We start from the raw sequence: 24,956 nt of genomic DNA on the forward strand, positions 1-24,956 counted from the left end.
CGCGCGCCCCTGAAGTGGCGTCACCACCCCGCGCGCGCCCATCCCCCGCCCCCGTCCGCACCACAGCAGAGCGCCCCCTGTTCGACCCGCGGGTCAAACAGGGGGCGCTCTCAAAAGGCCGTGCTACAACCTCAGTTGTCGCCGTCCTCGTCGATCAGGAAGCCCCGCATCGGCGCCGGAGCCTGCTGCATCGGCTGCGGAGGCTGCGGGCGGACGGCCGCCATCGGCTGCGTCATCCCGGCCGGCTGCATCTGCGGCGCGCCGGTGTTGCCACCGGACGCCTGGCCGCCGAAGCTCGGCGCCGGCGGGTTGCCGCCGAAGGAGCTCTGCCCACCGAACGACGGCGCGTTGCCGCCGAAGGCCGGCTGGTTGCCACCGAAGGCCGGGGCACCGCTCATCGCACCGGCACCGGCCGGAGCCATCGACGAGGCCGCCGGCGGCAGCGACGCGGTGGCGGGGATCCGCGGCGGGGCGAGCGAGTCGTCGGCCTGCGACTCCAGCTGGCGCAGCTGGGTCTCCAGGTACGACTTCAGGCGCGTCCGGTACTCGCGCTCGAACGCCCGCAGGTCCTCGACCTTGCGCTCCAGCGTGGCGCGCGCGGACTCCAGCGAGCCCATCGCGACGCGGTGCTTCTCCTGCGCGTCCCGCTCCAGGGCGTCGGCCTTGGCACGGGCGTCGCGCTCCAGGCCCTCGGCGCGGCTGCGGGCCTCGCCGACGATCTTGTTGGCCTCGGAACGGGCCTCCGAGATCGCCTGGTCGGCGGTCTGCTGAGCGAGCGCCAGAACACGGGCGGCACTGTCGCCACCGGGGCCCTGCTGCTGCATGGGGGCGCCGAGCGGGCCGCCCATCTGCTGCTGCGGCGGGCCGCCCATGGGGCCACCCATCGGCTGCATCTGCTGCTGCTGGCCCATGCCCTGGCCCATCGGGTTGCCCATCTGCTGCGGACCACCGGGGCCGCCCATGGGCTGGAGCATCTGACCGCCCATCGGCTGCACCAGCTGCTGCTGGCCGCCCATGGTCTGGTTCATCTGCTGCTGCTGGCCGCCCATCTGCTGGGGGCCGGCGGGGAGCTGCGGGGCGCCGGAGGGCAGGCCGAGCGGCTGGTTGCCCATCTGCTGCTGCTGCTGCGGGCCGCCCATCTGCTGCTGCTGCGGACCACCGGGGCCCATCTGCTGCTGCTGCGGACCGGGGCCCTGCTGGCCGGGAACCGGCGGGCCGGATATGGCAGCCGGGACGGGGGCGCCGGAACGGGCGTCCTGCGGCGGCTCCTTCCGCATGTTCGCCTGGTTCTGCGCGGCGGCGCGAGTCGCGGCGGCCAGCTTGGCGCGCAGGTCCTCGTTCTCGCGAAGCAGGCGGGTCAGCTCTCCTTCGACCTCGTCGAGGAAGGCATCGACCTCGTCCTCGTCATAGCCTTCGCGCAGGCGGACGGTCGTGAACTGCTTGTTCCGAACGTCCTCGGGGGTCAATGGCATCTCTTCACCTCAACGTGATCGTCGGCACACCGGCATCCTGTCGCATCGCTCACCTACGACTAGGGCCGCACAAGCGAGATCAGGACATACACAATGATCATCAGTACGAAGAAGGACAGGTCGAGCGCCACGCCCCCGAAACGCAACGGCGGAATGAACCGCCGAAGAAGCTTGAGCGGCGGATCCGTGACAGTGTACGTGGCCTCCAGGACCAGGACCATGGCCTTGCCGGGCCGCCACGAACGCGCGAACTGGAAGACCCAGTCCATGACCAGTCGCACAAGCAGGAACACCAGGAAGACGGTCAGGGCGTAGTAGAGCACCGCCCACACGATGTCCATCGCGTTTCCCTCTCCCCGGTTCCGGGCCCTCGGGCCCGCCGCTCGTCACCTGTCGCTAATCCACTGTTGATCAGATCCACACGTAAAGTCGTGGCCGGGTCAGCTCTGGTTGAAGAACCCACCCTCGGCGATCCGAGCCTTGTCCTCCGCCGTGACATCGACGTTAGCAGGCGACAGCAGGAACACCTTCTGTGTCACGCGCTCGATACTGCCGTGCAGACCGAAGACGAGTCCAGCGGCGAAGTCTACGAGTCGCTTCGCGTCGGTGTCGTCCATCTCGGTCAGATTCATGATCACGGGGGTCCCGCCACGGAACTGTTCCCCGATGGTACGGGCCTCGTTGTAGGTTCGCGGGTGCAGCGTGGTGATGCGGTAGGGCTCTCGTTCGTTCACTACCTTGGGCATGATCACCGGGGCGCTCTTCTCCAGGTTGTGGCGGCGTTCGGGTGTGATGGACGACACGGGGGCCATCCTCGGGGTCTCCTGCCGGATCGGCACCGCGGCCGGAACCGGCTGCGGGGTGATCGAGGAGACCGGGGCGGGCGCGGCGGCCGGCCGGGGGATGTCCTCGGTCCGCTGTCCCGTTCGAATCGGCTCGGGGTCCGCGTCGTAGTCGTCGTCAGGGTCGTACCCCTGACCGTCGTACGTCTCGTCCTCCACGAGGCCGAGGTAGACCGCCATCTTGCGCATTGCGCCGGCCATGCTCCTGTCTCCTCCGCTCATAGCCACCTCGCTGGCGCTCGGTGGCGGCTTCGCGAAACGCGCACCTTCCGATGGTCGCTCGCTCTGCTCGCTCCGTGCGGACCGGCTCCGTCCCGGCGGCCAGGCCGTGCGGCCCTGCCTGCGGATTCCGCGGTCCACCCACGACGGCCCGTCAGGCCGACGGCCGGTCAGAGTTCTTGGGGTGGGGGCCGCGGAGCTGCGATCCACGGTTCGCTAGCGCTCCGAGGAGCTGCTAGATTCTGTCCTATTTTGTCCTGCAGTCTGATCTACTACCCGGTGACGTTACCTGAGGGGTGACCTCACTCCGAGTACCGCCGTTCCGACGCGCACATGTGTCGCCCCGGCGGCAATCGCCTGCTCAAGGTCACCGCTCATCCCTGCGGAGACCATGGTGGCAGCAGGATGGGTCGTGCGTACTGCGGTTGCGATTTCCGTCAGCCGCTCGAAGGCGCGGAGCGGGTCCCCGGCGAGCGGACCGGCCAGCGGAGCGACGGTCATCACACCGTCCAGCCGCAGGCCGGGCGTGTCGGCGATCGCGTCCGTGAGTTCCGCGACATCCTCCGGGGCGACTCCGGCCCGGTGGGCCCCCTCGCCGTGCTCCTTGTCCAGGGCCACCTGCACCAGGCAACCCAGCTCCGGGCGCTCGGACTTGAGCACCGCCGCGGAGAGCGACCCGACCAGCCGCAGCCGGTCCACCGAGTGCACGTGGTTCGCGTACCGGACGACCGAGCGGACCTTGTTGGTCTGCAGCTGTCCGACGAAGTGCCAGTCAAGAGGAAGGTTTCTGCACTGCTCTGCCTTGGGCGCGGCGTCCTGGTCGCGGTTCTCCGCGACATCCGTCACACCCAGTCCGGCCAACAGCGCGGTGTCCTCGGCGGGGTAGGTCTTGGTGACGACGACCAGGGTGACCTCGTCGCGCGGCCGTCCGGCAGCCGCACAGGCATCGGCGATCCGCCGCTCGACCACGTCGAGGTTGGTCCCCAGCTCCTCGTACCGGGCCCGCTGCCCCTCCGTCAGGGTCTCCAGCCAGCTCTGGTCGGGAAGGCCGCCGCGACTCCCCGGGAACGGTCCGTAGATGTCGTTCGTCATCAATGATCAGAGCCCAACCAGACGTAGCTCGCGAGCCGGCCGGTGCGCTGCTCGCGGCGATAGGAGTAGTGGTCCGCGGATTCGAGGGTGCAGACCGGTGACCGCACCAACTCGGTGACCCCGGCGGCGGCCAGCTGGGCCGCGACCCCCTCGGCCACGTCCAGCGCCGGCGTTCCCCAGGAGGTCTCGGCGAACGCGGCGGGCACCACCGCGGCGACCTCCGCCCGCAGGCCGGCCGGCACCTCGTAGCACCGGCCGCAGACCGCCGGGCCGGTGGCCGCGGCGATCCGGCCGGGTTCGGCCCCCAGTTCGACCATCGCCCGCACGACCGCGGGCACCACCCCGGCCGCCAGCCCGGGCCGGCCCGCGTGGGCCGCGCCCACCACGCCCGCCACCGGATCGGCCAGCAGCACCGGGGTGCAGTCGGCGGTCAGGACGGCGAGCGCGAGCGGCCGGTCGGTGACCACCGCGTCCACCGTGGGGGCGTCCCCCGGCGACTGGCGCTGCGTCACCACGGCGACCTGCGCACCGTGCACCTGGTTCATCCAGACCACGTCGGCCGGGTCGAGCCCGAGCTCCCCGGCGGCGATCGCCCGGTTCTCCCGGACGGTCTCCGGGTCGTCCCCCACCGCCCCGCCGAGGTTGAGCTCCCCGTACGGCGAAGTGCTCACCCCGCCCCACCTGTCGGTGAAGGCGAAGTGAGCACCCGCGCGTACGGCGTGATCGATCACTTAAGGAAATCCGGGACGTCGAGCTCCTCCGCCGGGCTCTCGACGTACGGCTGCCGGACCGGCTGCACCTGCGGCGGCACCGGGGCGGCGGTCACGGTCTCGGTGGCGCGCGGCGAGGCGTGGGTCTCCCCCTCCGAACGGGAGGTCACCGAGCCGATGCTCCCGTAGGACGGCCGGGTGGCCGGGCGCTCCGGGGCGGCCGGCGGCGTGGCCGCGGCGGGGGTGGCCTTGACCACCGGGTCGCGGACGATCGCCGGCGGCTGCCCGCCGTCGAAGCCGGCCGCGATGACGGTGACCCGGACCTCGTCGCCGAGCGCGTCGTCGATGACCGCGCCGAAGATGATGTTGGCCTCGGGGTGCGCGGCCTCGCTGACCAGCTGGGCCGACTCGTTGATCTCGAACAGGCCGAGGTCGGAGCCGCCCGAGATGGAGAGCAGCACGCCGCGGGCGCCGTCGATCGAGGCCTCCAGCAGCGGCGAGGAGATCGCCATCACGGCGGCCGCCTTGGCGCGGTCCTCGCCGCGGGCCGAGCCGATGCCCATGAGCGCCGAACCGGCCTCCGACATGACGGACTTGACGTCGGCGAAGTCGAGGTTGATCAGGCCGGGGGTGGTGATCAGGTCGGTGATGCCCTGGACACCGGAGAGCAGGACCTGGTCGGCCGAGCGGAACGCGTCGAGCACGCTGACCTGGCGGTCCGAAATGGACAGCAGCCGGTCGTTGGGGATCACGATGAGGGTGTCGACCTCTTCGCGCAGGCTCGCGATGCCGTCCTCGGCCTGGTTGGCGCGGCGGCGGCCCTCGAAGGTGAAGGGCCGGGTGACCACGCCGATGGTCAGGGCGCCGAGCGAACGGGCGATGTTGGCGACCACGGGCGCGCCGCCCGTGCCCGTGCCACCACCCTCACCCGCGGTGACGAAGACCATGTCGGCCCCCTTGAGGACCTCCTCGATCTCCTCGCGGTGGTCCTCGGCGGCCTTGCGGCCGACCTCGGGGTTGGCGCCGGCGCCGAGGCCCCGGGTGAGTTCACGGCCCACATCGAGCTTGACGTCGGCGTCGCTCATCAGGAGGGCCTGCGCATCGGTGTTGATCGCGATGAACTCGACGCCCTTGAGACCGACCTCGATCATCCGGTTGATGGCGTTGACACCACCGCCGCCGATTCCGACGACCTTGATGACTGCGAGGTAGTTCTGCGGTGCTGCCACGTCGAAGGCCTCTCGCCTCGAATTTCCGGGTCGGTCCGACCCGACGGGGGATCGTACCGACGGATGTCGATGGGTAGGGAGCCTGGTTTCTGACTGAATGTCCGAAATGCCGACCGCCGACCCCAACCCTAAACTTGACCTTTAGGGTTAGTCCTGTGCCTCCGTCACATCACCAGGGGGCACAGTCTGGTGACACAGGACACTAGGTGGCTCCAGGCACGTGTTTCAACGAACACGCCGAGCTTCCCCTTTTCTTTTGAGCCTATGTGATCATCGGCCGGCATATGAAACCGGGGTGACCACCAAGGGTCGGGCCGACACTTCACAGCGTCAACCCCTCCCTCAGGCACAGAACCTACCGGATCATCCCGACACCGCCGGCGCCTCCGGCGCACTCACGTCGAAGTTCGAGCCCTTCTGAGCCATCAACGCGACCAGTGTCCGGGCCTTGCGATCGGTCTGCTCCGGGCTCCCCCAGCGCACCGTCGCACCCCCGCTGAGCTGCAGCTGAATATCGTCGTACGAGTGCACCAGCACCGCTCCGGCCCGCTTCGCCACCTCGGGCGGCAGTCCGGCGGCCACCGACACCGCGCCCTGCACCAGCTGCGCACGGGAGATCACCCCGTCCGCGTCCTTCGCCTGCTGACTGAGCCGCAGTTCCACCACCGGCACCCCCTCCGGCGGAGCCGCCTCGGTGGCGAAGCTCACGCCGACGGCGTCCACCTGGGTGAACTGACCGTCCTCCCCCTTGACGGCCGCCACCGCCGTGCGCTGGACGACCTTCACCCGCAGGGTGTGCGGCCAGCCCCGCCACACCTCGGCCTTCGCCACCCGGGGGATCGCCTCCACCCGGCGCTGGACGGCGTCCAGGTCCACTCTGGCCAGCGGGCCGTCACCGATCCCGCCGATCGCCTCGCGGACCTGGTCCGCCGTCAGCTTCTCGTCCTTCGGCCCCTGGACCGCGACCTCGCGCACGTCCAGCACCGAGGAGAAGAACACCACCCAGGCCAGCACGCCCAGCACCACGGCGCCGAGCACGCTCAGCACCACGATGCCCCGCCGGGAGAGCCGGAGCCGAGGAGCGGACTCCTCGGCCTCCAGCTCTTCCTCCAACGGGTCGGCGAGCCGGCCGTCAGCCACGGCGGCGACCGCCGCGGGAGGCCTGGATGGCCTCGTAGACCATGCCGACCAGCAGGTCGTCGGCGTCCCGGCGGCCGAACTCGGCGGCGGCCCGGCTCATGTCCCACAGCCGCTGCGGGTCGGTGAGCACCGGCAGCACGTTCTGCAGCACCCAGTCCGGGGTCAGCTCGGCGTCGTCCACCAGCAGGCCGCCGCCGGCCTTGACCATCGGCTGGGCGTTCAGCCGCTGCTCGCCGTTGCCGATCGGCAGCGGGACGAACGCGGCGGGCAGCCCGACGGCGGCCAGCTCGGCGACGGTCATGGCGCCGGCCCGGCAGAGCATCAGGTCCGCCGCCGCGTAGGCGAGGTCCATCCGGTCGACGTACGGCACCGCGCGGTACGGCGGCATCCCTGGGATGTCCTCGACCTGCGGCAGCTCGTTCTTAGGGCCGACGGCGTGCAGGATCTGCACGCCGTACTGCTGGAGCCGCGGGGCGATCGCGGTGACCACCTCGTTGAGCCGGCGCGCGCCCTGGGAGCCGCCGGAGACCAGCAGGGTGGGCAGCCGCTGGTCGAGGCCGAAGTAGTGCCGGGCCTCCGGCCTGGCGGCGCCCCGGTCCAGGGTGGCGATGGTCCGGCGCAGCGGGATGCCGATGTACCGGGAGTCGCGCAGCTTGCTGTCCGGCGTGGAGACCGCGACGAAGTCCGTGTAGCGGGCGCCGATCTTGTTGGCCAGGCCCGGACGGGCGTTCGCCTCGTGCACCACGATCGGCACGCCGGCCCGCTTGGCGGCCAGGTAGGCGGGCATCGCGACGTAGCCGCCGAAGCCGACCACGGCGTCCGCGTTGACCCGCTCGATGATCTCCTGGGCGGCCCGGACGGTGCCGCGCAGCCGGCCGGGGACGGTGATCAGCTCGGGGGTGGGCTTGCGGGGCAGCGGGACGGCCGGAATCAGCTCCAGCTGGTAGCCGCGTTCCGGCACCAGCCGGGTCTCCAGTCCGCGCTCGGTTCCCAGGGCGGTGATCCCGATGGACGGGTCGTGCCTGCGGAGGGCGTCCGCGAGGGCCAGCGCCGGCTCGATGTGACCGGCGGTCCCCCCGCCGGCGAGTACGACATGCACCGAAATTCACCGCTCCCTGCGTGCCGGCCCCGGGGCCGGGCGCGCTGTGGTTCGTCGTCGTGGCAGCACCCGGGCCAGTCGTCTCCTGATCCGGGAGTTCTTGCTCCGGGCGGCCAGCGCCGCCTTCGCGCCCGAGGTGCTGCGCGCCAGGCACAGCAGCACTCCGATCGCGGACATGGCCGACAGCATGGCGGAACCGCCGTAGGAGAACAGCGGGAGCGGGACGCCCGCGATGGGCAGCAGTCCCAGCGCCGACCCCAGGTTGATCATGGCCTGCGCCATGATCCAGGTGGTGGCGGCTCCCGCGGCGTACCTGACGAAGGGGTCCTTCGTACCGATGGCCACACGGATACCCGCGTAGCCTAGTGCCGCGAAGAGACCGATCACCGACAGCGTCCCCACCAGGCCCAGTTCCTCGCCGGTCGCGGCGAAGATGAAGTCGGTGTGCGCCTCGGGCAGCTGGCCCCATTTCTCCACGCCGGCACCGAGGCCGGTGCCGAAGCCTCCGCCGAGCGCGAACGAGTAGACGCCGTGCAGCGCCTGGAAGCAGGCCCCGTCGGGGTCGGGCTTGGTGACGCCGATACAGCCCAGGCGCTCCGCCCGGTGCGGGACGCTGATCACCAGCGCGGTGCAGACGACCACGGCCACCCCGACGGTGGCCACGAACAGCCGCAGCGGCGCGCCGACCATCCAGAGCATCGCGAACAGCATCGCCACCAGGATCATCGAGGTGCCCATGTCGCCGCCGAGCATGATCAGCGCGAGCAGCAGCAGGGCGCCCGGCACCAGCGGGACGAGCAGGTGCTTCCAGGTGGTGAGGGTGCCGGCCTTCTGCTTGCGGGCGAGCAGGTCGGCGCCCCAGAGCACCAGCGCGAGCTTGGCGAACTCCGAGGGCTGGAACTGGAAGAAGCCGAAGTCCAGCCAGTTCTGGTTGCCGTTGATCCGCACCCCGATGCCGGGCACGGCGACCAGCGCGAGCGCGCCGATCACCCCGAACATCACCGGGTAGACGATCACCCGCAGCACCGCCAGCGGCACGGAGGCGAAGCCGATCAGCAGGACCAGGCCGAGGATGGCCGCGATCAGCTGCTTGAGGAAGTAGTACTGCGCCGAGTGGTGCTGGCCCAGGGCGAGGATCTGCGAGGCCGAGAAGACCATCATCAGGCCGAGCACCACCAGCAGCAGCGTCGTGCCGATGACGAGCAGGTAGGGCGTGAGCGGCCGGTCCAGCCAGTACCGCACCCGGTACCGGAAGGCCCGGACCCGGGCCAGCGGTCCGGCCGACTTGTACTTGGTCGTGGTGGCCGAGATCACGCGCCACGGCTCGGCGGCCTCCCGCTCCGGTGCTCCGGAACCCGCCCTGCCCTGCCCAGCCACTCCCCGCTCACTCTCTCTTCACGGCTCACCCGCCGCCGGGCCGCTTCGGCCCGGCACGGCCCTTCGGCTCACTCCCCGCAGTCCGCCAGCTGCCGGACCGCGGCGGCGAAGAGGTCGCCGCGCTCGCCGTAGTTGGTGAACATGTCCATCGAGGCGCAGGCCGGTGCCAGCAGCACCGTGTCACCCGACCGGGCGAGCGAGGCGGCCGTCCGGACGACCTCCGCCATCGCCACCGCGCCAGTCTGGCCCTCGGCCGCCTCGATCACCGGGACATCCGGAGCGTGTCGCTCCAGCGCCTCCCGGATCAGCGCGCGGTCCTCGCCGATCAGCACGGCCGCGCGCAGCCGCCCGGCGGCGCCCTGGACCAGGTCGTCGAAGGTCGCGCCCTTGGCCAGGCCGCCGGCGATCCAGACGACCGGCCGGTAGGAGGCCAGCGAGGCGGCGGCGGCGTGGGTGTTGGTGGCCTTGGAGTCGTCGATGTAGGCGACCTCGCCGACCACGCCGACCTCGGCGATCCGGTGGGCGTCCGGGCGGAAGGCCCGCAGGCCCTCCCGGACGGCCTTCGGCTCGACGCCGTACGCCCGGGCCAGCGCCGCCGCGGCGAGCGCGTTGGCGATGTTGTGCGGGGCCGGTGGGTTGACGTCCTCGACGGCGCCCAGCTCGGCCGCGTTCTTGGCCCGGTCGGCCACGAACGCGCGGTCCACCAGCAGCCCGTCGACCACGCCGAGGTTCGACAGGGCGGGCGCGCCGAGGCCGAAGCCGATCGCCCGGCAGCCCTCCTCGACGTCGGCCTCGCGGACCAGCGCCTCGGTGGCCGGGTCGGCCAGGTTGTACACGCAGGCGACGGCGTTGCCCTGGTAGATCCGGCCCTTGTCGGCGGCGTACGCCTCCATCGAGCCGTGCCAGTCGAGGTGGTCGGGGGCCAGGTTGAGCACGACCGCCGAGTGCGGGCGCAGCGAGGGCGCCCAGTGCAGCTGGTAGCTGGAGAGCTCGACGGCGAGCACGTCGTAGGGCTCCTCGGCGAGGACCGCGTCCAGCACCGACACCCCGACGTTGCCGACGGCGGCGGTGCGCCTGCCGGCGGCGGTGAGGATCGAGGCGAGCATCTGGACGGTGGTGGTCTTGCCGTTGGTGCCGGTGACGGCCAGCCAGGGGGCGGGCTCGCCGGTGGCGGGCAGCGGCCGGCGCAGGCGCCAGGCGAGTTCGACGTCGCCCCAGACCTCGATGCCGGCCGCCCCGGCGGCGGCGAACAGCGGGCGGTCGGGCGCCCAGCCGGGCGAGGTGACGACCAGCCGGGTGCCCTCGGGCAGGCTGTCGCCGTCGCCGAGGCGGACGGTGACGCCGAGCGCCTCCAGCTCGGCGGCCCGGGCGGCCAGGCCCGCGCCGCTGCCGCCGTCCACCACGGTGACGTGGGCGCCGAGGCCGTGCAGGACGCGCGCGGCGCTGATGCCGGAGACGCCGAGCCCGGCGACGACGACGGGCAGCTTCACGAACTGCGAATTGATCAACTGGGGGTTCGTCATCCGGTCCGGTATCCCGCGTAGAAGAGGCCGAGGCCGACGGCCACGCAGAGTCCCTGGATGATCCAGAACCGGACCACGACCAGGACTTCGCTCCAGCCCTTGAGTTCGAAGTGGTGCTGCAGTGGCGCCATCTTGAAGACGCGCTTGCCGGTCATCCGGAACGAGCCGACCTGGATGATCACCGACAGGGTGATGATCATGAAGAGGCCGCCGAGCAGGATCAGCAGCAGCTCGGTGCGCGAGCAGATCGCCAGGCCGGCCAGGGCGCCGCCGAGGGCGAGCGAGCCGGTGTCGCCCATGAAGATCTTGGCGGGCGAGGTGTTCCACCAGAGGAAACCGAAGCAGGAGCCCATCAGGGCGGCGGCGACCACTGCGAGGTCCAGCGGGTCGCGGACGTCGTAGCAGCTGACGGTCGCGGTGACGGAGTAGGCGCAGCTCTGCCCGTACTCCCAGACGCCGATGAAGGTGTAGGCGCCGAAGGCCATCACCGAGGCACCGGTGGCGAGGCCGTCCAGACCGTCCGTCAGGTTCACGCCGTTGGAGGTCGCGGCGATCATGAAGTAGGCGAAGATGACGAACAGCACGGGGCCGATCGACCAGCCGTAGTCCCGCACGAAGGACAGGTGCTGGGACGCCGGGGTGAGCCCGCGGTCGTCGTGGAACTGCAGCGCCAGCACGGCGAAGGCCAGGCCGACGATGGACTGGCCGGCCAGCTTCGCCTTGGCCCGCAGACCGAGCGAGCGGCGCTTGACCACCTTGATGTAGTCGTCCAGGAAGCCGACCAGGCCCAGACCCGCCGTCAGGAAGAGCACCAGCAGGCCGGAGGCGGTCGGGCTCTCGCCCGTTATCGCCTTGGTCCCGAAGTAGGCGATCAGGGTCGCCAGGATGAAGGCGATGCCGCCCATGGTGGGCGTGCCCTTCTTGCTGTGGTGCGCCTTCGGCCCGTCGTCACGGATGTACTGGCCGTAGCCCTGCCGGGCGAGCAGCTTGATCAGGGCGGGGGTGCCGGCCAGCGACAGGATCAGGCCGATCATGCCGGAGAAGAGGATCTGCTTCATTACGCGGCCACACCGTCCGAGAGGAGGGCCTCGGCCACCTTCTCCAGCCCCACCGAACGGGACGCCTTCACCAGGACCACATCCCCCGGCCGAAGTTGACTGCGCAGCAGCTCGACCGCCGCGTCCGCGTCGGACACCAGCACCGACTCCTCACCCCACGAACCTTCGTTCCTCGCGCCGAGTTCCATGCAGGCCGCCTCGCGTCCACCGACCGCCACCAGCTTGGTGACGTCCAGTCGGACGGCGAGCCGCCCGATGGCGTCGTGCTCGGCCAGGCTCTCCTCGCCGAGCTCCCGCATCTCGCCGAGCACCGCCCAGGTGCGGCGGCGCTCCGGGCCGCGTCCCCCCATCGAGACCAGCGCCCGCAGCGCGGCCCGCATCGAGTCGGGGTTCGCGTTGTAGGCGTCGTTGACGACGGTGACACCATCGGCCCGGTCGACGACCTCCATGCGCCAGCGGGACAGCGCACCCGCTTCGCCCAGGGCGGTCGCGGTGTCGTCGACGGACATCCCGAGCTCCACCGCCACCGCAGCGGCGGCGAGGGCGTTCGAGACGTGGTGCTCACCGTACAGGCGCAGCTGCACGGGCGCGGAACCGGCCGGGGTGGTGAGCGTGAAGGACGGCCGTCCGGCGGCGTCCAGCTGAACGTTCGTCGCCCGGACGTGGGCGTCCGGGGATTCCCCGAACAGGACCACCTTCGCCCTGGTACGGCTGGCCATCGCGCGCACCAGCCGGTCGTCCGCGTTGAGGATCGCGGCGCCGTCGGCGGGCAGCGCCTCGACGAGTTCGCCCTTCGCCTCGGCGATCGCCTCCTGCGAGCCGAACTCGCCGACGTGCGCGGTGCCGACGTTCAGCACCAGGCCGATCCGGGGCGGCGTGATCGTGGTGAGGTACTCGATGTCGCCCTTGTGTCGGGCGCCCATCTCCATGACCAGGTGCCGGGTGCCGGGCTCGACCCGCAGCGCGGTCATCGGGTGGCCGATCTCGTTGTTGAGCGAGCCGGGCGGGTAGACCGTGTCGCCGATGCGCTGCAACAGCTGCGCGATCAGGTCCTTGGTGCTGGTCTTGCCGGCCGAGCCGGTCAGCGCGACGACGGCGGTGCCCTCGGCGCGGGCGACCACGGTCCGGGCCAGCTTGCCGAGCGCGTCCACCACACTGTCGACCAGGACGGCGGGCACGCCGACCGGGTGGTCGGCCAGCACCGCGACGGCGCCGGCCCCGACCGCGACGGCGGCGTAGTCGTGGCCGTCCACGTGCTCGCCGACGAAGGCCGCGAACAGGCCGCCGGGGCGCACCTTCCGCGAGTCGACCTCGACCGGGCCGGTCACCAGGGCGCCGGGGTCGGCGCCGTCCAGGGTGCCCCCGACTGCGGCGGCCACCTCGGCGAGGGTCAGTGCGATCACTGCTGCTCTACTCCTCGGTCGCCCCGGGCGGCCGTGGTCTGCGTGATGGATTCGCGCAGCACCTCCCGGTCGTCGAAGGGGCGGATCTCGTCTCGTACGTACTGGCCAAGTTCGTGGCCCTTGCCGGCCACCAGCACGGTGTCCCCGGCGTGGGCGCGGGCGACGGCGATCCGGATCGCCTCGGCCCGGTCGGGGACGACCAGGACGGTCCCGCGCTCGGCCTCGGGCACCGCTGCGGCGCCGGTCAGCATGCTGGCGAGGATCGCCAGCGGGTCCTCACTGCGCGGGTTGTCGCTGGTCAGCAGGGCGGTGTCGGCGAGCCGGGCGGCGATGGCGCCCATCGGGCCGCGCTTGTGCGGGTCGCGGTCTCCGCCGCAGCCGACGACGACGTGCAGCCGGCCCTTGGTGACCTCGCGCAGCGAGCCGAGGACGGCCTGGAGGGCATCCGGCTTGTGCGCGTAGTCGACCACGGCGACGAACGCCTGTCCGGCGTCCACCCGCTCCAGCCGGCCCGGCACGCCGGGCACCGCGGCGACGCCGGCCACGGCCCGCTCCAGCGGCAGGCCGGCGGCGACCAGCAGGGTGATCGCGGCGAGCGCGTTGGCCACGTTGAACGGGCCGGGCAGCGGCACGGCCGCGTCGGCCTCGGCGCCGTCCGGGCCGAGCACCCGGAAGGTGGAGCCGACCGGGCCGAGCTGGACGTCCACGGCCCGCCAGTCGGCCTCGACGGCGCCGGTGGCGGAGAAGGTGGTCACCGGGATCTTGGCCTCGGCGGCCAGCCGGCGGCCGTACTCGTCGTCCACGTTGACCACGCCGTGGCGGGACTTGCCGGGCTGGAAGAGCCGGGCCTTCGCCTGGAAGTAGTCCTCCATGTCCGGGTGGAAGTCGAGGTGCTCGGGGGTGAGGTTGTTGAACAGGGAGACGTCGTACGTCACCCCGTCGGTGCGGCCGTAGACCAGCGCGTGGCTGGAGACCTCCATGGTCACCGCGTCCGCGCCGCGCTCGGCCATCACGCCGAGGATCGCGTGCAGGTCGGTGGCCTCGGGGGTGGTGCGCTCGCTCTTGATCCGCTCGTCGCCGACCCGCATCTCGACGGTGCCGATCACCCCGGGGGCGCGTCCGGCGCCGAGCAGGCCGCCCTCGACCAGGTAGGAGGTGGTGGTCTTGCCGTTGGTGCCGGTCAGCCCGATCATCAGCAGCCGCTCGGAGGGGCGGCCGTAGACGGCGGCCGCGAGCTCGCCCATCCGGGCCCGCGGCCGGTCGACGACCAGCAGCGGCAGGCCGGTGCCGGCCGCCAGCTCGGCGCCGGCCGGGTCGGTGAGCAGCGCCGCCGCGCCCGCCGCCGCGGCCTGGGCCGCGAAGGCCGCGCCGTGGTGGTTGGCGCCGGGGAAGGCCACGTACACGTCGCCGGGGCGCACCGCCCGGGAGTCGTGGGTGACGCCGCTGACGAGGCCCCCCTCGACGGGGTCGAGGCCCAGCTGGCGGGCCAGTTCGGCGAGCGGCAGGGCGGCGGTCCCGGCCGGGCGGGGCGGACTCACGGTGATTTGATCGGGTTTCGGCACGGCGGGAAGGCTATCCGCCGAAGGGTGTCCAGGGCCAAACCGGCCCTTCGCCGCGCCGCCGTCCGGCCCGACCCGCTCGTTGCTCATGCTCGCTCACGGCTTCCACTCGACGGGCAGGTTGGGCGCCTCGCTGCCGCTGGGCGGGACCTGCATGGTCTTCAGGGTGAACTCCATCACCTGCTTGAACACCGGTCCGCACAGCTGGCCGCCGAAGTGGCCGTTGACCGGCCCCTGGAGGGTGCAGGAGACGGTGTACCGGGGGGCGTCGGCGGGGGCGAAGCCGATGAAGGAGGCGGTGTAGCCGTCGTAGCCGACGCCGTTGGCGGCCCCCCGGTTGGCGGTGCCGGTCTTGCCGGCGACCCGGTAGCCGGGGATGGCGGCCTTGCCGCCGGTGCCCTGCTCGTCGTCGACGACCGACTCCAGCATCGAGGTGAGGGTCTTGGCGGTCTCTTCGCCGACCACCCTGGTCTGCTCGCCCGGCGGGGTCGCGGTGTACTTGCCGTCCGGGCTGGTGGTGCCCTGGACGATGCTGGGCGCGACCCGGACGCCGCCGTTGGCGATGGTCGAGTACACCGAGGTGGCCTGCAGCGCGTTCATCTGCATCGGGCCCTGGCCGAAGGAGGTGTTGTACTTCTCCGAGGCGACCAGGTCCTCCGGCTTCTTGAGCTTCCCGGCCGTCTCGCCGGGGAAGTTCAGACCGGTCGGCTGGGCGACGCCGAACTTGCGCATGTAGCTGTCCAGGATCTGGTTGGCCTTCAGCTGGTCGCCGTCGCCGAGCGTCTCCATGGCCTCGATGGTGCCGATGTTGGAGGACTTGGCCAGCACCCCGGCCAGGGTCAGGTACCAGGTTTTGTGCTCGATGTCGTCCTTGAACTGCTGGCCGGCCCGGACCAGCGGGTAGGGCACCGTGACCTTGGTGTCCCAGGTGGCCTTGCCGGTGTCCAGGACGGCTCCCAGGGTCATCAGCTTGGCGGTGCTGCCCGGCTCGTACGCGTCGACCAGCGCGGCGTTGCCCATCTGGGACTGCTTGGCGGTGCTCAGGTCGTTCGGGTTGAAGCCGGGCGCGGTGGCCATCGCGAGGACCTGACCGGTCTTCACGTCCTGGACGACGACGTAGCCCTTCTCCGCCCCGGAGTTGGCGACCTGGTCGGTGAGCGCCCGCTGGGCGGCCCACTGGATGTCCCGGTTGATGGTCAGCTTCACGTCGGTGCCGGGCACGGCCGGGTCCATCGAGCCCCCGGCGGTGGGCACCAGCCGGCCGCCCGCCTGGGCGTAGCTGCTGTGCCCGTCCTTGCCGGCGAGCTGCTTCTGGTACTGGAGCTCCAGGCCGCCGGCGCCCTCGCCCTCGCCGTTGACGAAGCCGACCAGGTTGGCGGCCAGGCCGTCGGCGGGGTAGATCCGCTTCTGGGTCTCCCGGTTGAACACCCCGGCCAGCGGGTTGGCGCACTCGTTGTCGACCCGGGTGCGTCCGCCCTGGTCGGCGGCCTTGGTCAGCAGCCGCTTCTGGGCCTGGCAGGTCCGCGAGCCGGCCTGCTTCTCCAGGCCCGCCTTGAGGTCGCTGATCTGGCTCTTGGTGGCCGGGGTCTGCTGGGCGGCGAGCCGCTTGTAGCGGGTCTTGGGGGTGTGCAGGTCGGCGGCGATCTTGTCCTTGGGCACGCCGAGGATCGGCGACAGCAGGGCGGCCGCCTGCTCCGGGGCGTCCGGGATGCCGGTCGCCGCCGGGGTGAACATCGCCGGGTCGGCGGTGATGTCGTACGCGTCGACGGTGGCGGCCAGCGCCACCCCGTCGGAGGACGTTATCGAGCCGCGCTCGGCGGTGATCGGGATGTTCAGGTAGCGGTTGGTGTTGGCGTCGGCGGCCAGCGCGTCGGAGTCCAGCAGCTGGAGCTGCACCAGGCGGCCGGCGAACACCGAGAACACCAGCGACATCACCACGGTGATCACCCGCAGGCGGCGCTTGGGCTCGGCCAGCCGGAGCGCCTTGGGGCGCTGCGGGCGGCGCGGCCGGACGGCGGCCTGGCTCCGGGCCGGCGGGCGGCCCTCGGGGCGGCGCTGCTGCGGTGCCCGGGGTGTACGGGCGGCGGCGGCCTTGGCGGGCTGGCCCTTGGCCGGCTGCCCCTTCGCGGACTGTCCCTTGACGGGCTGTCCCTTCGCGGGCTGCCCCTTTGCGGGCTGGGCCTTGCCGGCGGACTGGCCGCGCGGCGCGGCCGCGCGGGGCGCGGCGCCCTTGGGCGGCTGGCGGCGGCCGTTGCCGGAGCCTCCGGACGGCTGACGTGGCGTGCTCATCGGCCCGCACCTCCGGTCGACGGTGCGGGCGCGGCCGGGGAGGCCGGGTTGATCTGGACCACGGAGTCACCGGCCGTCGCCGCCGGACTCGGTGCACCTGGGGGCGCACCCGTCGGGGCGCTCGGCGCCGGCTGCTTCATCGGCCACGGGTCGACCGTCGAACGCTTGACCGGCGGGCTGTCCTGCGCCGGTCCGGGCGTGCCGATCACCTTGCCGCCGTTCGGGACGTCCAGGAAGGCCATCCCGCCGGCCGGGACCATGCCCAGCTCGGCGGCCCGCCGGGCCAGCGCGTCCGGCGCCGAGCTCTGGTCGATCTGGTGCTGGAGGCCCTGCTTCTCGTCGGTCGCCACGGTGGTCTGCTTCTGCAGCCGGGACAGCTCGAAGGAGCCCTCGTTGAGCGCCGTGTTCAGCGCCAGCAGCCCGAGCAGCCCCGCCGCGAGCAGCACCACCACGAGCACCGCGAACGGCGTGCGGCCCCGCACCGGACGCCGCCCCGGCCGGACCGTGATCCGCGCCCTGCCCTGTCCGGGGAACGATCCCCGCCCCGCCCGGACCTCACCGGCCACCGGCCCCACTGCTCTCCTCCGCCCTTCGGACCCCGCCGGGGCCAACGTTTCAGCCCCGCTTGCTACGGTCCCTGATCCTCTCCGCCACCCGCAGCCGTACGGGCGCGGCGCGCCGGTTCTCCTCGATCTCCTCCTCCGTGGCCTGCTCGGCACCACGGGTGATCAGCTTGAGCCAGGGCTGGTGCTCCTCCGGGATGAACGGCAGCCCCGGCGGCGCGGTGTTGGTCGACCCGGCGGCGAAGTACTGCTTCACCAGCCGGTCTTCCAGCGACTGGTAGGACATCACGACCATCCGACCGCCGATCGCCAGGGCCTCCAGCGCTCCGGGGATCGCCCGGTCCAGGACCTCCAGCTCGCCGTTGACCTCGATCCGCAGCGCCTGGAACGTCCGCTTGGCCGGGTTCCCGCCGGTCCGGCGGGTCGCCGCCGGAATGGCGTTCCGCACCAACTCGACCAGACGCGCGCTGTTGGTGAACGGTTCCTTCTCCCGCTCCCGCAGGATCACCGAGGCGATCTTCCCGGCGAACCGCTCCTCGCCGTAGACCTTGAGGATCCGGGCCAGGGCACCGTGGCTGTAGGTGTTCAGCACCTCCGCCGCGCTGATCCCCCGGGTCTGGTCCATCCGCATGTCCAGCGGCGCGTCCTGCGCGTACGCGAAACCGCGATCGGCCTCGTCCAGCTGCATCGAGGAGACGCCGAGGTCGAACAGGACGCCGTCCACCCGGTCGATGTCCAGGCGCTCCAGCACCTCGGGGATCTCGTCGTAGACGGCGTGCACCAGGGTGGCCCGGTCGCCGAAGGGCGCCAGCCGCTCGCCGGAGAGCTTCAGCGCCTGCGGATCGCGGTCCACCGCGACCAGCCGCACCTCGGGGAACTGGGTGAGCAGCGCCTCGCTGTGCCCGCCGAGGCCGAGGGTGGCGTCCACCACCACCGCCCCGGGGCGCGAGATCGCCGGAGCCAGGGCGTCCATGCACCGCTGCAGCATGACCGGAACGTGCTTGGGGCCCGGATCGTTGGTGGTCATGCGCGGTGGCGCCCTTCCTCAGGTGCGGAGCAGCCCGACGACCGGGAGCTTCGACCATTCTCGCCCACCACTGCACGACGCGACGACGCGGCCCGTGGTCCCCGCCCGCTCCAAGGGGAAGATCGTGACCGCCCGGCGCCGGGGAAGGTGCGCCAGGTGGGCACGGAGCGGGTGGAGGCCACGGGCCGCATCGACCGGGCCACCCGGGCCGGAAAAGCCCGGTTGACGGGATCCGGCGGGTGTGCTCCACTGCGCCGCAAACTCTATCGCGCGGACCCCGCCAGTCAATGGTCCGCTCCGGCGCACCACCCGGGCGGCGGTACGGATCACCGCAGGTCGCAGCCATGGGACTGGCCCCGCGGAGGTGCCGGCCGGGGGCCTGCGGGAGCGGCCGCGCGCCCCACCCGCGCACCCGCCCCGCGGGCGCTCCGGGACCAGCCCGGACAAACCCTCCCGAACGCGTGGAGCGGTCGGCCCGTTGTGGCTATGCGCTCGATCACAGCGGCCCGATCTGTAGCTCTCCTCCCCACCGCGGGCGCCCGAATCGCACTAACGTCGCCACCATGACAGTGACCCCCGACCGGCCGACGCCGACCGACGCTGCCGACTCCCCGCGACCCGCCATCATCGACCGCTTCGTCACGGACAACCGCGAGTACGCCGTGACCTTCCGGGACGGCGGGATGGACGCCCGCCCGGTCCAGAAGATCGCCGTGGTGGCGTGCATGGACGCCCGCCTCGACCTGTTCGCGGCGCTCGGCCTCGAACTGGGCGACGCCCACGTCATCCGCAACGCGGGCGGCGTCGTCACCGACGACACCATCCGCTCCCTCACCATCAGTCAGCGCGCCCTCGGCACCCGCTCGGTCGCGCTGATCCACCACACCGGCTGCGGCCTGCTCGGGCTGACCGAGGACTTCCGCCGCGAGCTGGAACTGGAGGTCGGCCAGCGCCCGCAGTGGGCGGTGGAGGCCTTCGTCGACCTCGACGGCGACGTCCGCCAGTCCATGCAGCGGGTCCGCACCTCGCCCTTCCTGCTGCACACCGACGACGTCCGCGGCTTCGTCTTCGACGTCCACACCGGGCTCCTGCGCGAAATCCACTGAACCCCGTACCGCACCACCGCCCCCGCACCGTGCACCGCCCGGCCAACGGCGTCCGGGCATCCGGGGCCCTCCCGAGGGTGACTTCTGGTCACCGGTCAGGGGAGAATGCGCCTGCCGGTCAGACCCCGAACCACCTGGGGCGGCCAGGCCGCAGGCCGCTGCCCCGGCGCCGGATCCCCGACGGAACCGCCCCTGGGAAGGCCGCGTCAAGCATGGGGTGGGGTCCGGCCTCGGGGTGAGGCGGGCACAGGGTGCCAGGGAGCGTATACGGGTGACGAGCTACAGCGATCAGGCCGGTCTCGGCAGTTCTGCGGGGGGCGACCAGGGGACGGACGGGTACCACCGGGCCGGACTTCCCGAGCTCGCCGCGGTCGTGGACCGGATCCGCGCCAACATCGAGAGCGTGATCGAGGGCAAGCCGGAGGCCGTCCGGATCGCACTGACCGTCCTGCTCGCCGAGGGCCACCTGCTGCTGGAGGACGTGCCCGGCGTCGGCAAGACCATGCTGGCCAAGGCGCTCGCCCGCTCGGTCGACTGCACCGTCCGCCGCATCCAGTTCACGCCCGACCTGCTGCCCTCGGACGTCACCGGCACCAACATCTACGACCAGCACCAGCGCGACTTCGAGTTCCGCCCGGGCGCGATCTTCGCGCAGATCGTGGTCGGCGACGAGATCAACCGCGCCTCGCCCAAGACCCAGTCCGCACTGCTGGAGTCGATGGAGGAGCGCCAGGTCACCATCGACGGCACCAGCTACGAGCTGCCCTCGCCGTTCATGGTCGTGGCCACCCAGAACCCGGTCGAGATGGAGGGCACCTACCCCCTGCCGGAGGCCCAGCGGGACCGCTTCATGGCCCGGATCTCGATCGGCTACCCCAGCCCCGAGGCCGAGTTCGCGATGCTCGACGTGCACTCCGGCGCCAGCCCGCTGGAGGACCTCCAGCCGGTGGCGCACGCCTCCGACATCCTCAAGCTGGTCGACCTGGTGCGCAGCGTGCACATCGCCGACCCGGTCCGCCGCTACGCCGTCGACCTGGTCGGCGCCACCCGCACCAGCCACGAACTGCGTCTGGGCGCCTCGCCGCGCGCCACCCTGCACCTGGTCCGGGCCGCCCGCGCCGCCGCCGCGCTCGACGGGCGCGACTACGTCACCCCGGACGACATCCAGCGCCTGGCCGTGCCCGTCCTCGCGCACCGTCTGATGCCGACCGCCGAGACCCAGCTCAGCCGCCGCACCGCCGAGCAGATCGTGACCGACCTGGTCGCCCGGCTGCCGCTGCCGCGCCCGCAGGGCGGCCCGGCCGTCCGGAGGGGCTGAGGTGGCCCCGTCCGACCCGACGTCAGGACTGCGGGCCGGGCTGCGCGGCCTCACCACCCGGGGGCGCTCCTTCCTCGCCGCCGGCGTCACCGCGGTCGGCTGCGCCTACCTGCTCGACCAGGACGCGCTGCTGCGCGTCGGCGTGCTGCTCGCCGCACTGCCGCTGGCCGCCGCGCTGATGGTCGCCAACACCCGCTACCGGGTGGCCAGCGGCCGCCGGCTGAGCCCGCGTCGCGCGGTGGCCGGCCAGGAGGCCCGGGTCCACCTGAGGGTCGACAACGTCTCCCGGGTGCCCACCGGGCTGCTGCTCCTGGAGGACAAGGTCCCGTACGTGCTCGGGCCGCGCCCGCGCTTCGTGCTGGACCGGGTCGAACCGCGCGGCCACCGCGAGGTCTCCTACCGGGTCCGCTCCGACCTGCGCGGCCGCTACCCGCTCGGGCCGCTCCAGCTGCGGCTGTCCGACCCGTTCGGGATGTGCGAGGTGAACCGTTCCTTCTCCGCCTCCGACGTCCTCACCGTCGTCCCCCAGGTCCAGGCCCTGCCGCACGTGCGGCTGAGCGGCGAGTGGGGCGGCCAGGGCGAGAGCCGTGCCCGCACCCTGGCGCTGGCCGGCGACGACGACGTGATCCTGCGCGAGTACCGGCCCGGCGACGACCTGCGCCGGGTGCACTGGAAGTCCACCGCCCGGTACGGCGAGCTGATGGTGCGCCGCGAGGAGCAGCCGCAGCGGGCCCGGGCGACCGTCCTGCTGGACACCCGGGAGATCGGCCACCGGGGCAGCGGCCCCGCCTCCTCCTTCGAGTGGGCCGTGAGCTGCGCCGCCTCGGTCGCCGCGCACCTGCTGGAGCGCGGCTACCAGACCCAACTGCTCACCGACACCGGCCAGTGGGTGCCCGGCCCCGGCGGCGGCAACACCGCGGCCGACGCCTCCGGGCTGATCCTGGACGCGCTCGCGGTGGCCGACCTGTCCGACGGCGGCGGCCTCTCCCGCGCCGAGGAGCCGCTGCGCGCCGGCGGCGAGGGACTGCTGGTCGCCGTGCTCGGCGAGCTCGACGAGGCGCAGACCGCCCGGCTGGCCCGGCTGCGCAACCGCACCGGCGGGGCCGTCGCGTTCCTCCTCGACACCGGCACCTGGGCGGGCCTGCGGATGCTCGCCCCCAACACCGGCGGCGACGAGTTCCGCAACCGGGTCCGGCAGCTGCGCGAGGCCGGCTGGACCGTCCTGCCGGTCAGCTCCGGGGACTCCGTCCCGGACCTCTGGCAGGCCGCCGACGGCGCCAAGACGACCTCCCCCTACCGAGAAGAGACCGGCGCGTGACCACCCGGGCCAAACTGACCGTCTACTCGGCGCTGGCCACCGCCCTCGCGTCGCTCTGCCTGACCCCGCTGCTCACCACCAGGAGCTGGGTCACCCACGCCTTCCTGGTGATCGCGGTGATCGCGGCGGTCGGCGCGGGCCTGCGGCGGGCCCCGCTGTACCGCTGGACGGTGCCGGTCGGCCAGCTGCTGGTGCTGTTCCTGCTGATCCTGATCGGCTTCGCCGGCTCCGGCTCGCTGCTGGGCGGCGTGCTGCCCGGGCCGTCCTCGCTGCGCGCCCTCGACCACGTCGTCAGCTCCGGCCTGGACGACATCCAGGTGTACGCCATCCCGGCGCCCCCCAACCCGGGCCTTCGGCTGATCCTGGTCGCCGCGGTCGGCCTGGTCGCCGTCGTGGTGGACACCGTCGCGGTGACGTACCGGCGCTCGGCGCTGGCCGGGCTGCCGCTGCTGGCGCTGTACTCGGTCGGCAACGGGCTCTCCGGGGACCACGGCAGCTGGCTCTGGTTCGCCCTGGCGTCGGCCGGCTACCTGGTGCTGCTGTTCGCCGAGGGGCAGGACCGGGTCTCCCGCTGGGGCCGGGTCTTCCACGGCGGCTCGCGCAACTGGACGAGCTCCGGCCGGGTCAGCCCGGGCGGCCAGCAGGTCGGCGTCCTCGCACTGGTCGCGGCGCTGCTGCTGCCGGTCGTCCTGCCGCACTGGGACTCCGGCCTGCTGAGCCCCGACTCCGGGGGGTCCTCGGGCAGGAGCTCCATCGGGTCGGCCACCAGCCTCGACCCGCTGGTCAGCCTGGAGTCGGCGGTCACCAAGCCCACCAACAACGAACTGCTCACCTACACCCTGGACAGCGAAATCGCCGACCAGGTCTACCTGCGCACCGGGGCACTGGACCAGTTCGACGGCACCAACTGGCGGCTCGGCAGCACCACGGTCAACGACCTCCCGTCCTCCTTCCCCGCCCCCGAGGGCCTGCGGGACGCCAACCTCCCCCGGATCGAGGGCGACTTCCAGATCAGCGACCGGCTGGAGAAGAGCTGGCTGCCGATGCCCTATCCGGCCGCCTCCGTCCAGGTCCCCAACCGCTCCGACTGGAAGCTCGACCCGTTCACCCGCACCGTCCTGCCGACCAACGACCGGGCGATCCGCGGCCTGCGCTACCACGTCAGCGCCCTGGACCTGCGGCCCACCGCGAACGAGCTGCGCACCGCCTCGACCGCGCCGCAGGACATCCGGGACCACTACACCAGCCTCCCCCAGGACCTCCCGCCGGTCGTCGCGCAGCAGGCCCACGAGGTCACCGCCAAGGCGACGAACGACTACGACCGGGCGATGGCGCTGGTGAACTGGTTCACCGGCCCGCAGTTCCAGTACGACACCGCGGTCAACGGCGGCACCGGCAGCAACGCGATCGCGGTCTTCCTGCGCGACCGCAAGGGCTTCTGCGTCCACTTCGCCTCCACCATGGCGGCGATGGCCCGCACCCTGAAGATCCCGTCCCGGGTGGCCGTCGGCTTCACCCCCGGCGACGCCAAGGGCGGCAACGTCTACTCGGTGACCGGCCGGATGTACCACGCCTGGCCCGAGCTGTACTTCTCGGGCTACGGCTGGCTGCGCTTCGAGCCCACCCCGAGCCGCGGCAACCAGCCGCGCTACACCGAGCAGTCCACCACCGCGACCACCGCGCCGTCCCAGCAGCCGACCGCCTCCGCGCAGAGCTCGGCGCCGGTCCCGGCGCCGACCGACAGCAAGGGCTGCGACGCGAAGCAGCGCCAGCTGGGTGAGTGCGGCGACAGGAGCAAGGCCGTCAGCAGTGCCGCCGAGGACTCCTGGCTGCTGTCCGGGCAGGTCCTGGGCAGCGCCGCCGTGGTGGTGCTGGTGATCGCGCTGCTGCTGGTGCCGATGCTCTGGCGGTCGGCGCTGCGCCGGCGCCGGCTCGGCTCCGGCGGCCGGCGCGGGCCCGGCCGTGGCCCGGCCGAGCTCACCGACGCCCAGGTGCTGGCCGCCTGGGACGAGCTGATCGACTCCGCCTGGGACGTCGGAATTCCCCCGGACGAGTCACACACCCCGCGCTCGGCCGCCCGGCGGATCACCGAGAAGGCTGAGCTGGACGCGGACTCGGCGGCGGCCGCCGGTCGGCTGGCGCTGGCCACCGAACGGGTGCTCTACGCTCCGGCCGGCCAGGTCACCACCGCCCCGCTGTCGGCCGACGTCCGGACCGCCCGGCAGGGCCTGCGGGCCACCGCCAGCCGGGCCGGGCGGACCAGGGCGGTGCTGCTGCCGCCGTCCTCGGCCCAGCTGTGGTGGCGGATCTCCGACGCCCTGCGGGCGGCCCGGGAGGCGGTCGGCACCAGGGTCGGCCGGGTGTCCACCGCGGTCACCGGCCCGGTGCGGCGGGTGGTCTCCCGGCGCAAGCGCAAGCCGGAGTCCGAGCAGGACCCCGGGGAGTCCTGAGCGGGGCCCGAGCGAACGGGCCGTCGCGCGGATACGAGAACGCCGGGGCGGGGAGTCGACCCACCACCCACCCCCACGTTCGTCCCCAGCGTGCGCGCCCCAGCGGGCGGGGGGTGTGCGGGTCCGAAACTAACAATCTTCTTTTCCCGTCGACAGCGTCCG

At 72.6% G+C, this 24,956-nt stretch carries 20 protein-coding genes; 4 read left to right on the forward strand and 16 right to left on the reverse strand.

From position 1 onward, the window contains the following. Positions 1-131 precede the first annotated feature (131 nt). The 16 genes from ACFVX9_RS08980 to rsmH form a co-directional block, all read right to left on the reverse strand. The gene (locus tag ACFVX9_RS08980) at positions 132-1,472 is read right to left on the reverse strand and encodes a DivIVA domain-containing protein (RefSeq protein WP_387981107.1); all 1,341 of its coding nucleotides are present in this window, start codon (positions 1,470-1,472) and stop codon (positions 132-134) included. A gap of 59 nt (positions 1,473-1,531) precedes the next feature. Beyond that, a complete protein-coding gene (locus tag ACFVX9_RS08985; RefSeq protein ID WP_063347232.1) occupies positions 1,532-1,813 on the reverse strand; it encodes a YggT family protein in 282 nt (93 codons plus the stop codon). Positions 1,814-1,912: 99 nt separating this feature from the next. Next, a complete protein-coding gene (locus ACFVX9_RS08990) occupies positions 1,913-2,515 on the reverse strand; it encodes a cell division protein SepF (RefSeq protein ID WP_031071810.1) in 603 nt (200 codons plus the stop codon). A 303-nt stretch (positions 2,516-2,818) separates the two neighbouring features. After that, the gene (locus tag ACFVX9_RS08995) at positions 2,819-3,625 is read right to left on the reverse strand and encodes a YggS family pyridoxal phosphate-dependent enzyme (protein WP_079135532.1); all 807 of its coding nucleotides are present in this window, start codon (positions 3,623-3,625) and stop codon (positions 2,819-2,821) included. Continuing rightward, positions 3,625-4,356, reverse strand: coding sequence for a peptidoglycan editing factor PgeF (gene pgeF / locus ACFVX9_RS09000; RefSeq protein WP_363368413.1), 732 nt, complete (start codon positions 4,354-4,356; stop codon positions 3,625-3,627). The genes ACFVX9_RS08995 and pgeF overlap by 1 nt, the downstream gene beginning before the upstream one ends. Next, on the reverse strand, positions 4,353-5,564 hold the full coding sequence (gene ftsZ / locus ACFVX9_RS09005; RefSeq protein ID WP_063347233.1) for a cell division protein FtsZ: 1,212 nt from the start codon (positions 5,562-5,564) through the stop codon (positions 4,353-4,355). Before ftsZ ends, pgeF begins: the two co-directional genes overlap by 4 nt. 363 nt (positions 5,565-5,927) lie before the next feature. After that, positions 5,928-6,704: a cell division protein FtsQ/DivIB gene (locus tag ACFVX9_RS09010; RefSeq protein ID WP_387981108.1), complete on the reverse strand. Its 777-nt coding sequence runs from the start codon at positions 6,702-6,704 to the stop codon at positions 5,928-5,930. Further along, positions 6,697-7,803, reverse strand: a complete 1,107-nt coding sequence (gene murG, locus ACFVX9_RS09015; protein WP_363368408.1) for an undecaprenyldiphospho-muramoylpentapeptide beta-N-acetylglucosaminyltransferase — start codon at positions 7,801-7,803, stop codon at positions 6,697-6,699. The genes ACFVX9_RS09010 and murG overlap by 8 nt, the downstream gene beginning before the upstream one ends. A gap of 6 nt (positions 7,804-7,809) precedes the next feature. Continuing rightward, positions 7,810-9,180, reverse strand: a complete 1,371-nt coding sequence (gene ftsW, locus ACFVX9_RS09020; RefSeq protein WP_063347236.1) for a putative lipid II flippase FtsW — start codon at positions 9,178-9,180, stop codon at positions 7,810-7,812. Between the two features lie 68 nt (positions 9,181-9,248). Further along, positions 9,249-10,703 carry a UDP-N-acetylmuramoyl-L-alanine--D-glutamate ligase gene (gene murD, locus ACFVX9_RS09025; RefSeq protein WP_387981109.1) on the reverse strand — a complete coding sequence of 485 codons (1,455 nt, stop codon included), beginning with the start codon at positions 10,701-10,703 and terminating at the stop codon, positions 9,249-9,251. Further along, positions 10,700-11,761 carry a phospho-N-acetylmuramoyl-pentapeptide-transferase gene (mraY, locus tag ACFVX9_RS09030; RefSeq protein ID WP_063347238.1) on the reverse strand — a complete coding sequence of 354 codons (1,062 nt, stop codon included), beginning with the start codon at positions 11,759-11,761 and terminating at the stop codon, positions 10,700-10,702. The genes murD and mraY overlap by 4 nt, the downstream gene beginning before the upstream one ends. Next, the gene (gene murF, locus ACFVX9_RS09035) at positions 11,761-13,164 is read right to left on the reverse strand and encodes a UDP-N-acetylmuramoyl-tripeptide--D-alanyl-D-alanine ligase (RefSeq protein WP_380481717.1); all 1,404 of its coding nucleotides are present in this window, start codon (positions 13,162-13,164) and stop codon (positions 11,761-11,763) included. Before murF ends, mraY begins: the two co-directional genes overlap by 1 nt. Further along, positions 13,161-14,813: a UDP-N-acetylmuramoyl-L-alanyl-D-glutamate--2,6-diaminopimelate ligase gene (locus ACFVX9_RS09040; protein ID WP_079135533.1), complete on the reverse strand. Its 1,653-nt coding sequence runs from the start codon at positions 14,811-14,813 to the stop codon at positions 13,161-13,163. The genes murF and ACFVX9_RS09040 overlap by 4 nt, the downstream gene beginning before the upstream one ends. 6 nt (positions 14,814-14,819) lie before the next feature. Beyond that, a complete protein-coding gene (locus ACFVX9_RS09045) occupies positions 14,820-17,012 on the reverse strand; it encodes a peptidoglycan D,D-transpeptidase FtsI family protein (RefSeq protein ID WP_380481722.1) in 2,193 nt (730 codons plus the stop codon). Beyond that, positions 17,009-17,494: a cell division protein FtsL gene (locus tag ACFVX9_RS09050; protein ID WP_380426413.1), complete on the reverse strand. Its 486-nt coding sequence runs from the start codon at positions 17,492-17,494 to the stop codon at positions 17,009-17,011. Before ACFVX9_RS09050 ends, ACFVX9_RS09045 begins: the two co-directional genes overlap by 4 nt. 133 nt (positions 17,495-17,627) lie before the next feature. Beyond that, positions 17,628-18,602, reverse strand: coding sequence for a 16S rRNA (cytosine(1402)-N(4))-methyltransferase RsmH (rsmH, locus tag ACFVX9_RS09055; protein ID WP_063347242.1), 975 nt, complete (start codon positions 18,600-18,602; stop codon positions 17,628-17,630). Between the two features lie 563 nt (positions 18,603-19,165). Between rsmH and ACFVX9_RS09060 the strand changes: the two genes are divergently transcribed. From ACFVX9_RS09060 to ACFVX9_RS09075, 4 genes are all read left to right on the forward strand, one after another. Further along, positions 19,166-19,708, forward strand: a complete 543-nt coding sequence (locus ACFVX9_RS09060; protein ID WP_063347243.1) for a carbonic anhydrase — start codon at positions 19,166-19,168, stop codon at positions 19,706-19,708. 373 nt (positions 19,709-20,081) lie between these two features. After that, a complete protein-coding gene (locus ACFVX9_RS09065) occupies positions 20,082-21,026 on the forward strand; it encodes a MoxR family ATPase (protein WP_244293604.1) in 945 nt (314 codons plus the stop codon). A 1-nt stretch (position 21,027) separates the two neighbouring features. Then, complete coding sequence (locus tag ACFVX9_RS09070; RefSeq protein ID WP_380372163.1) at positions 21,028-22,344, forward strand: DUF58 domain-containing protein; 1,317 nt, start codon at positions 21,028-21,030, stop codon at positions 22,342-22,344. Next, a complete protein-coding gene (locus tag ACFVX9_RS09075; protein WP_380481725.1) occupies positions 22,341-24,794 on the forward strand; it encodes a transglutaminaseTgpA domain-containing protein in 2,454 nt (817 codons plus the stop codon). The genes ACFVX9_RS09070 and ACFVX9_RS09075 overlap by 4 nt, the downstream gene beginning before the upstream one ends. The last annotated feature ends 162 nt before the right edge of the window (positions 24,795-24,956 follow it).

Source organism: Kitasatospora sp. NPDC058243, from assembly GCF_042882025.1.
In the GTDB taxonomy this organism is placed as follows: domain Bacteria; phylum Actinomycetota; class Actinomycetes; order Streptomycetales; family Streptomycetaceae; genus Kitasatospora.

What these genes read in the sequence shown, in the direction of transcription:
- ACFVX9_RS09045 (WP_380481722.1), bottom strand. Translation starts at nt 17,012, where the DNA reads ATGAGCACGCCACGTCAGCCGTCCGGAGGCTCCGGCAACGGCCGCCGC.
- rsmH (WP_063347242.1), bottom strand. Translation starts at nt 18,602, where the DNA reads ATGACCACCAACGATCCGGGCCCCAAGCACGTTCCGGTCATGCTGCAG.
- mraY (WP_063347238.1), bottom strand. Translation starts at nt 11,761, where the DNA reads ATGAAGCAGATCCTCTTCTCCGGCATGATCGGCCTGATCCTGTCGCTG.
- ACFVX9_RS08985 (WP_063347232.1), bottom strand. Translation starts at nt 1,813, where the DNA reads ATGGACATCGTGTGGGCGGTGCTCTACTACGCCCTGACCGTCTTCCTG.
- ACFVX9_RS08990 (WP_031071810.1), bottom strand. Translation starts at nt 2,515, where the DNA reads ATGGCCGGCGCAATGCGCAAGATGGCGGTCTACCTCGGCCTCGTGGAG.
- ACFVX9_RS08980 (WP_387981107.1), bottom strand. Translation starts at nt 1,472, where the DNA reads ATGCCATTGACCCCCGAGGACGTTCGGAACAAGCAGTTCACGACCGTC.
- murD (WP_387981109.1), bottom strand. Translation starts at nt 10,703, where the DNA reads ATGACGAACCCCCAGTTGATCAATTCGCAGTTCGTGAAGCTGCCCGTC.
- ACFVX9_RS08995 (WP_079135532.1), bottom strand. Translation starts at nt 3,625, where the DNA reads ATGACGAACGACATCTACGGACCGTTCCCGGGGAGTCGCGGCGGCCTT.
- ACFVX9_RS09060 (WP_063347243.1), top strand. Translation starts at nt 19,166, where the DNA reads ATGACAGTGACCCCCGACCGGCCGACGCCGACCGACGCTGCCGACTCC.
- ACFVX9_RS09040 (WP_079135533.1), bottom strand. Translation starts at nt 14,813, where the DNA reads ATGAGCAACGAGCGGGTCGGGCCGGACGGCGGCGCGGCGAAGGGCCGG.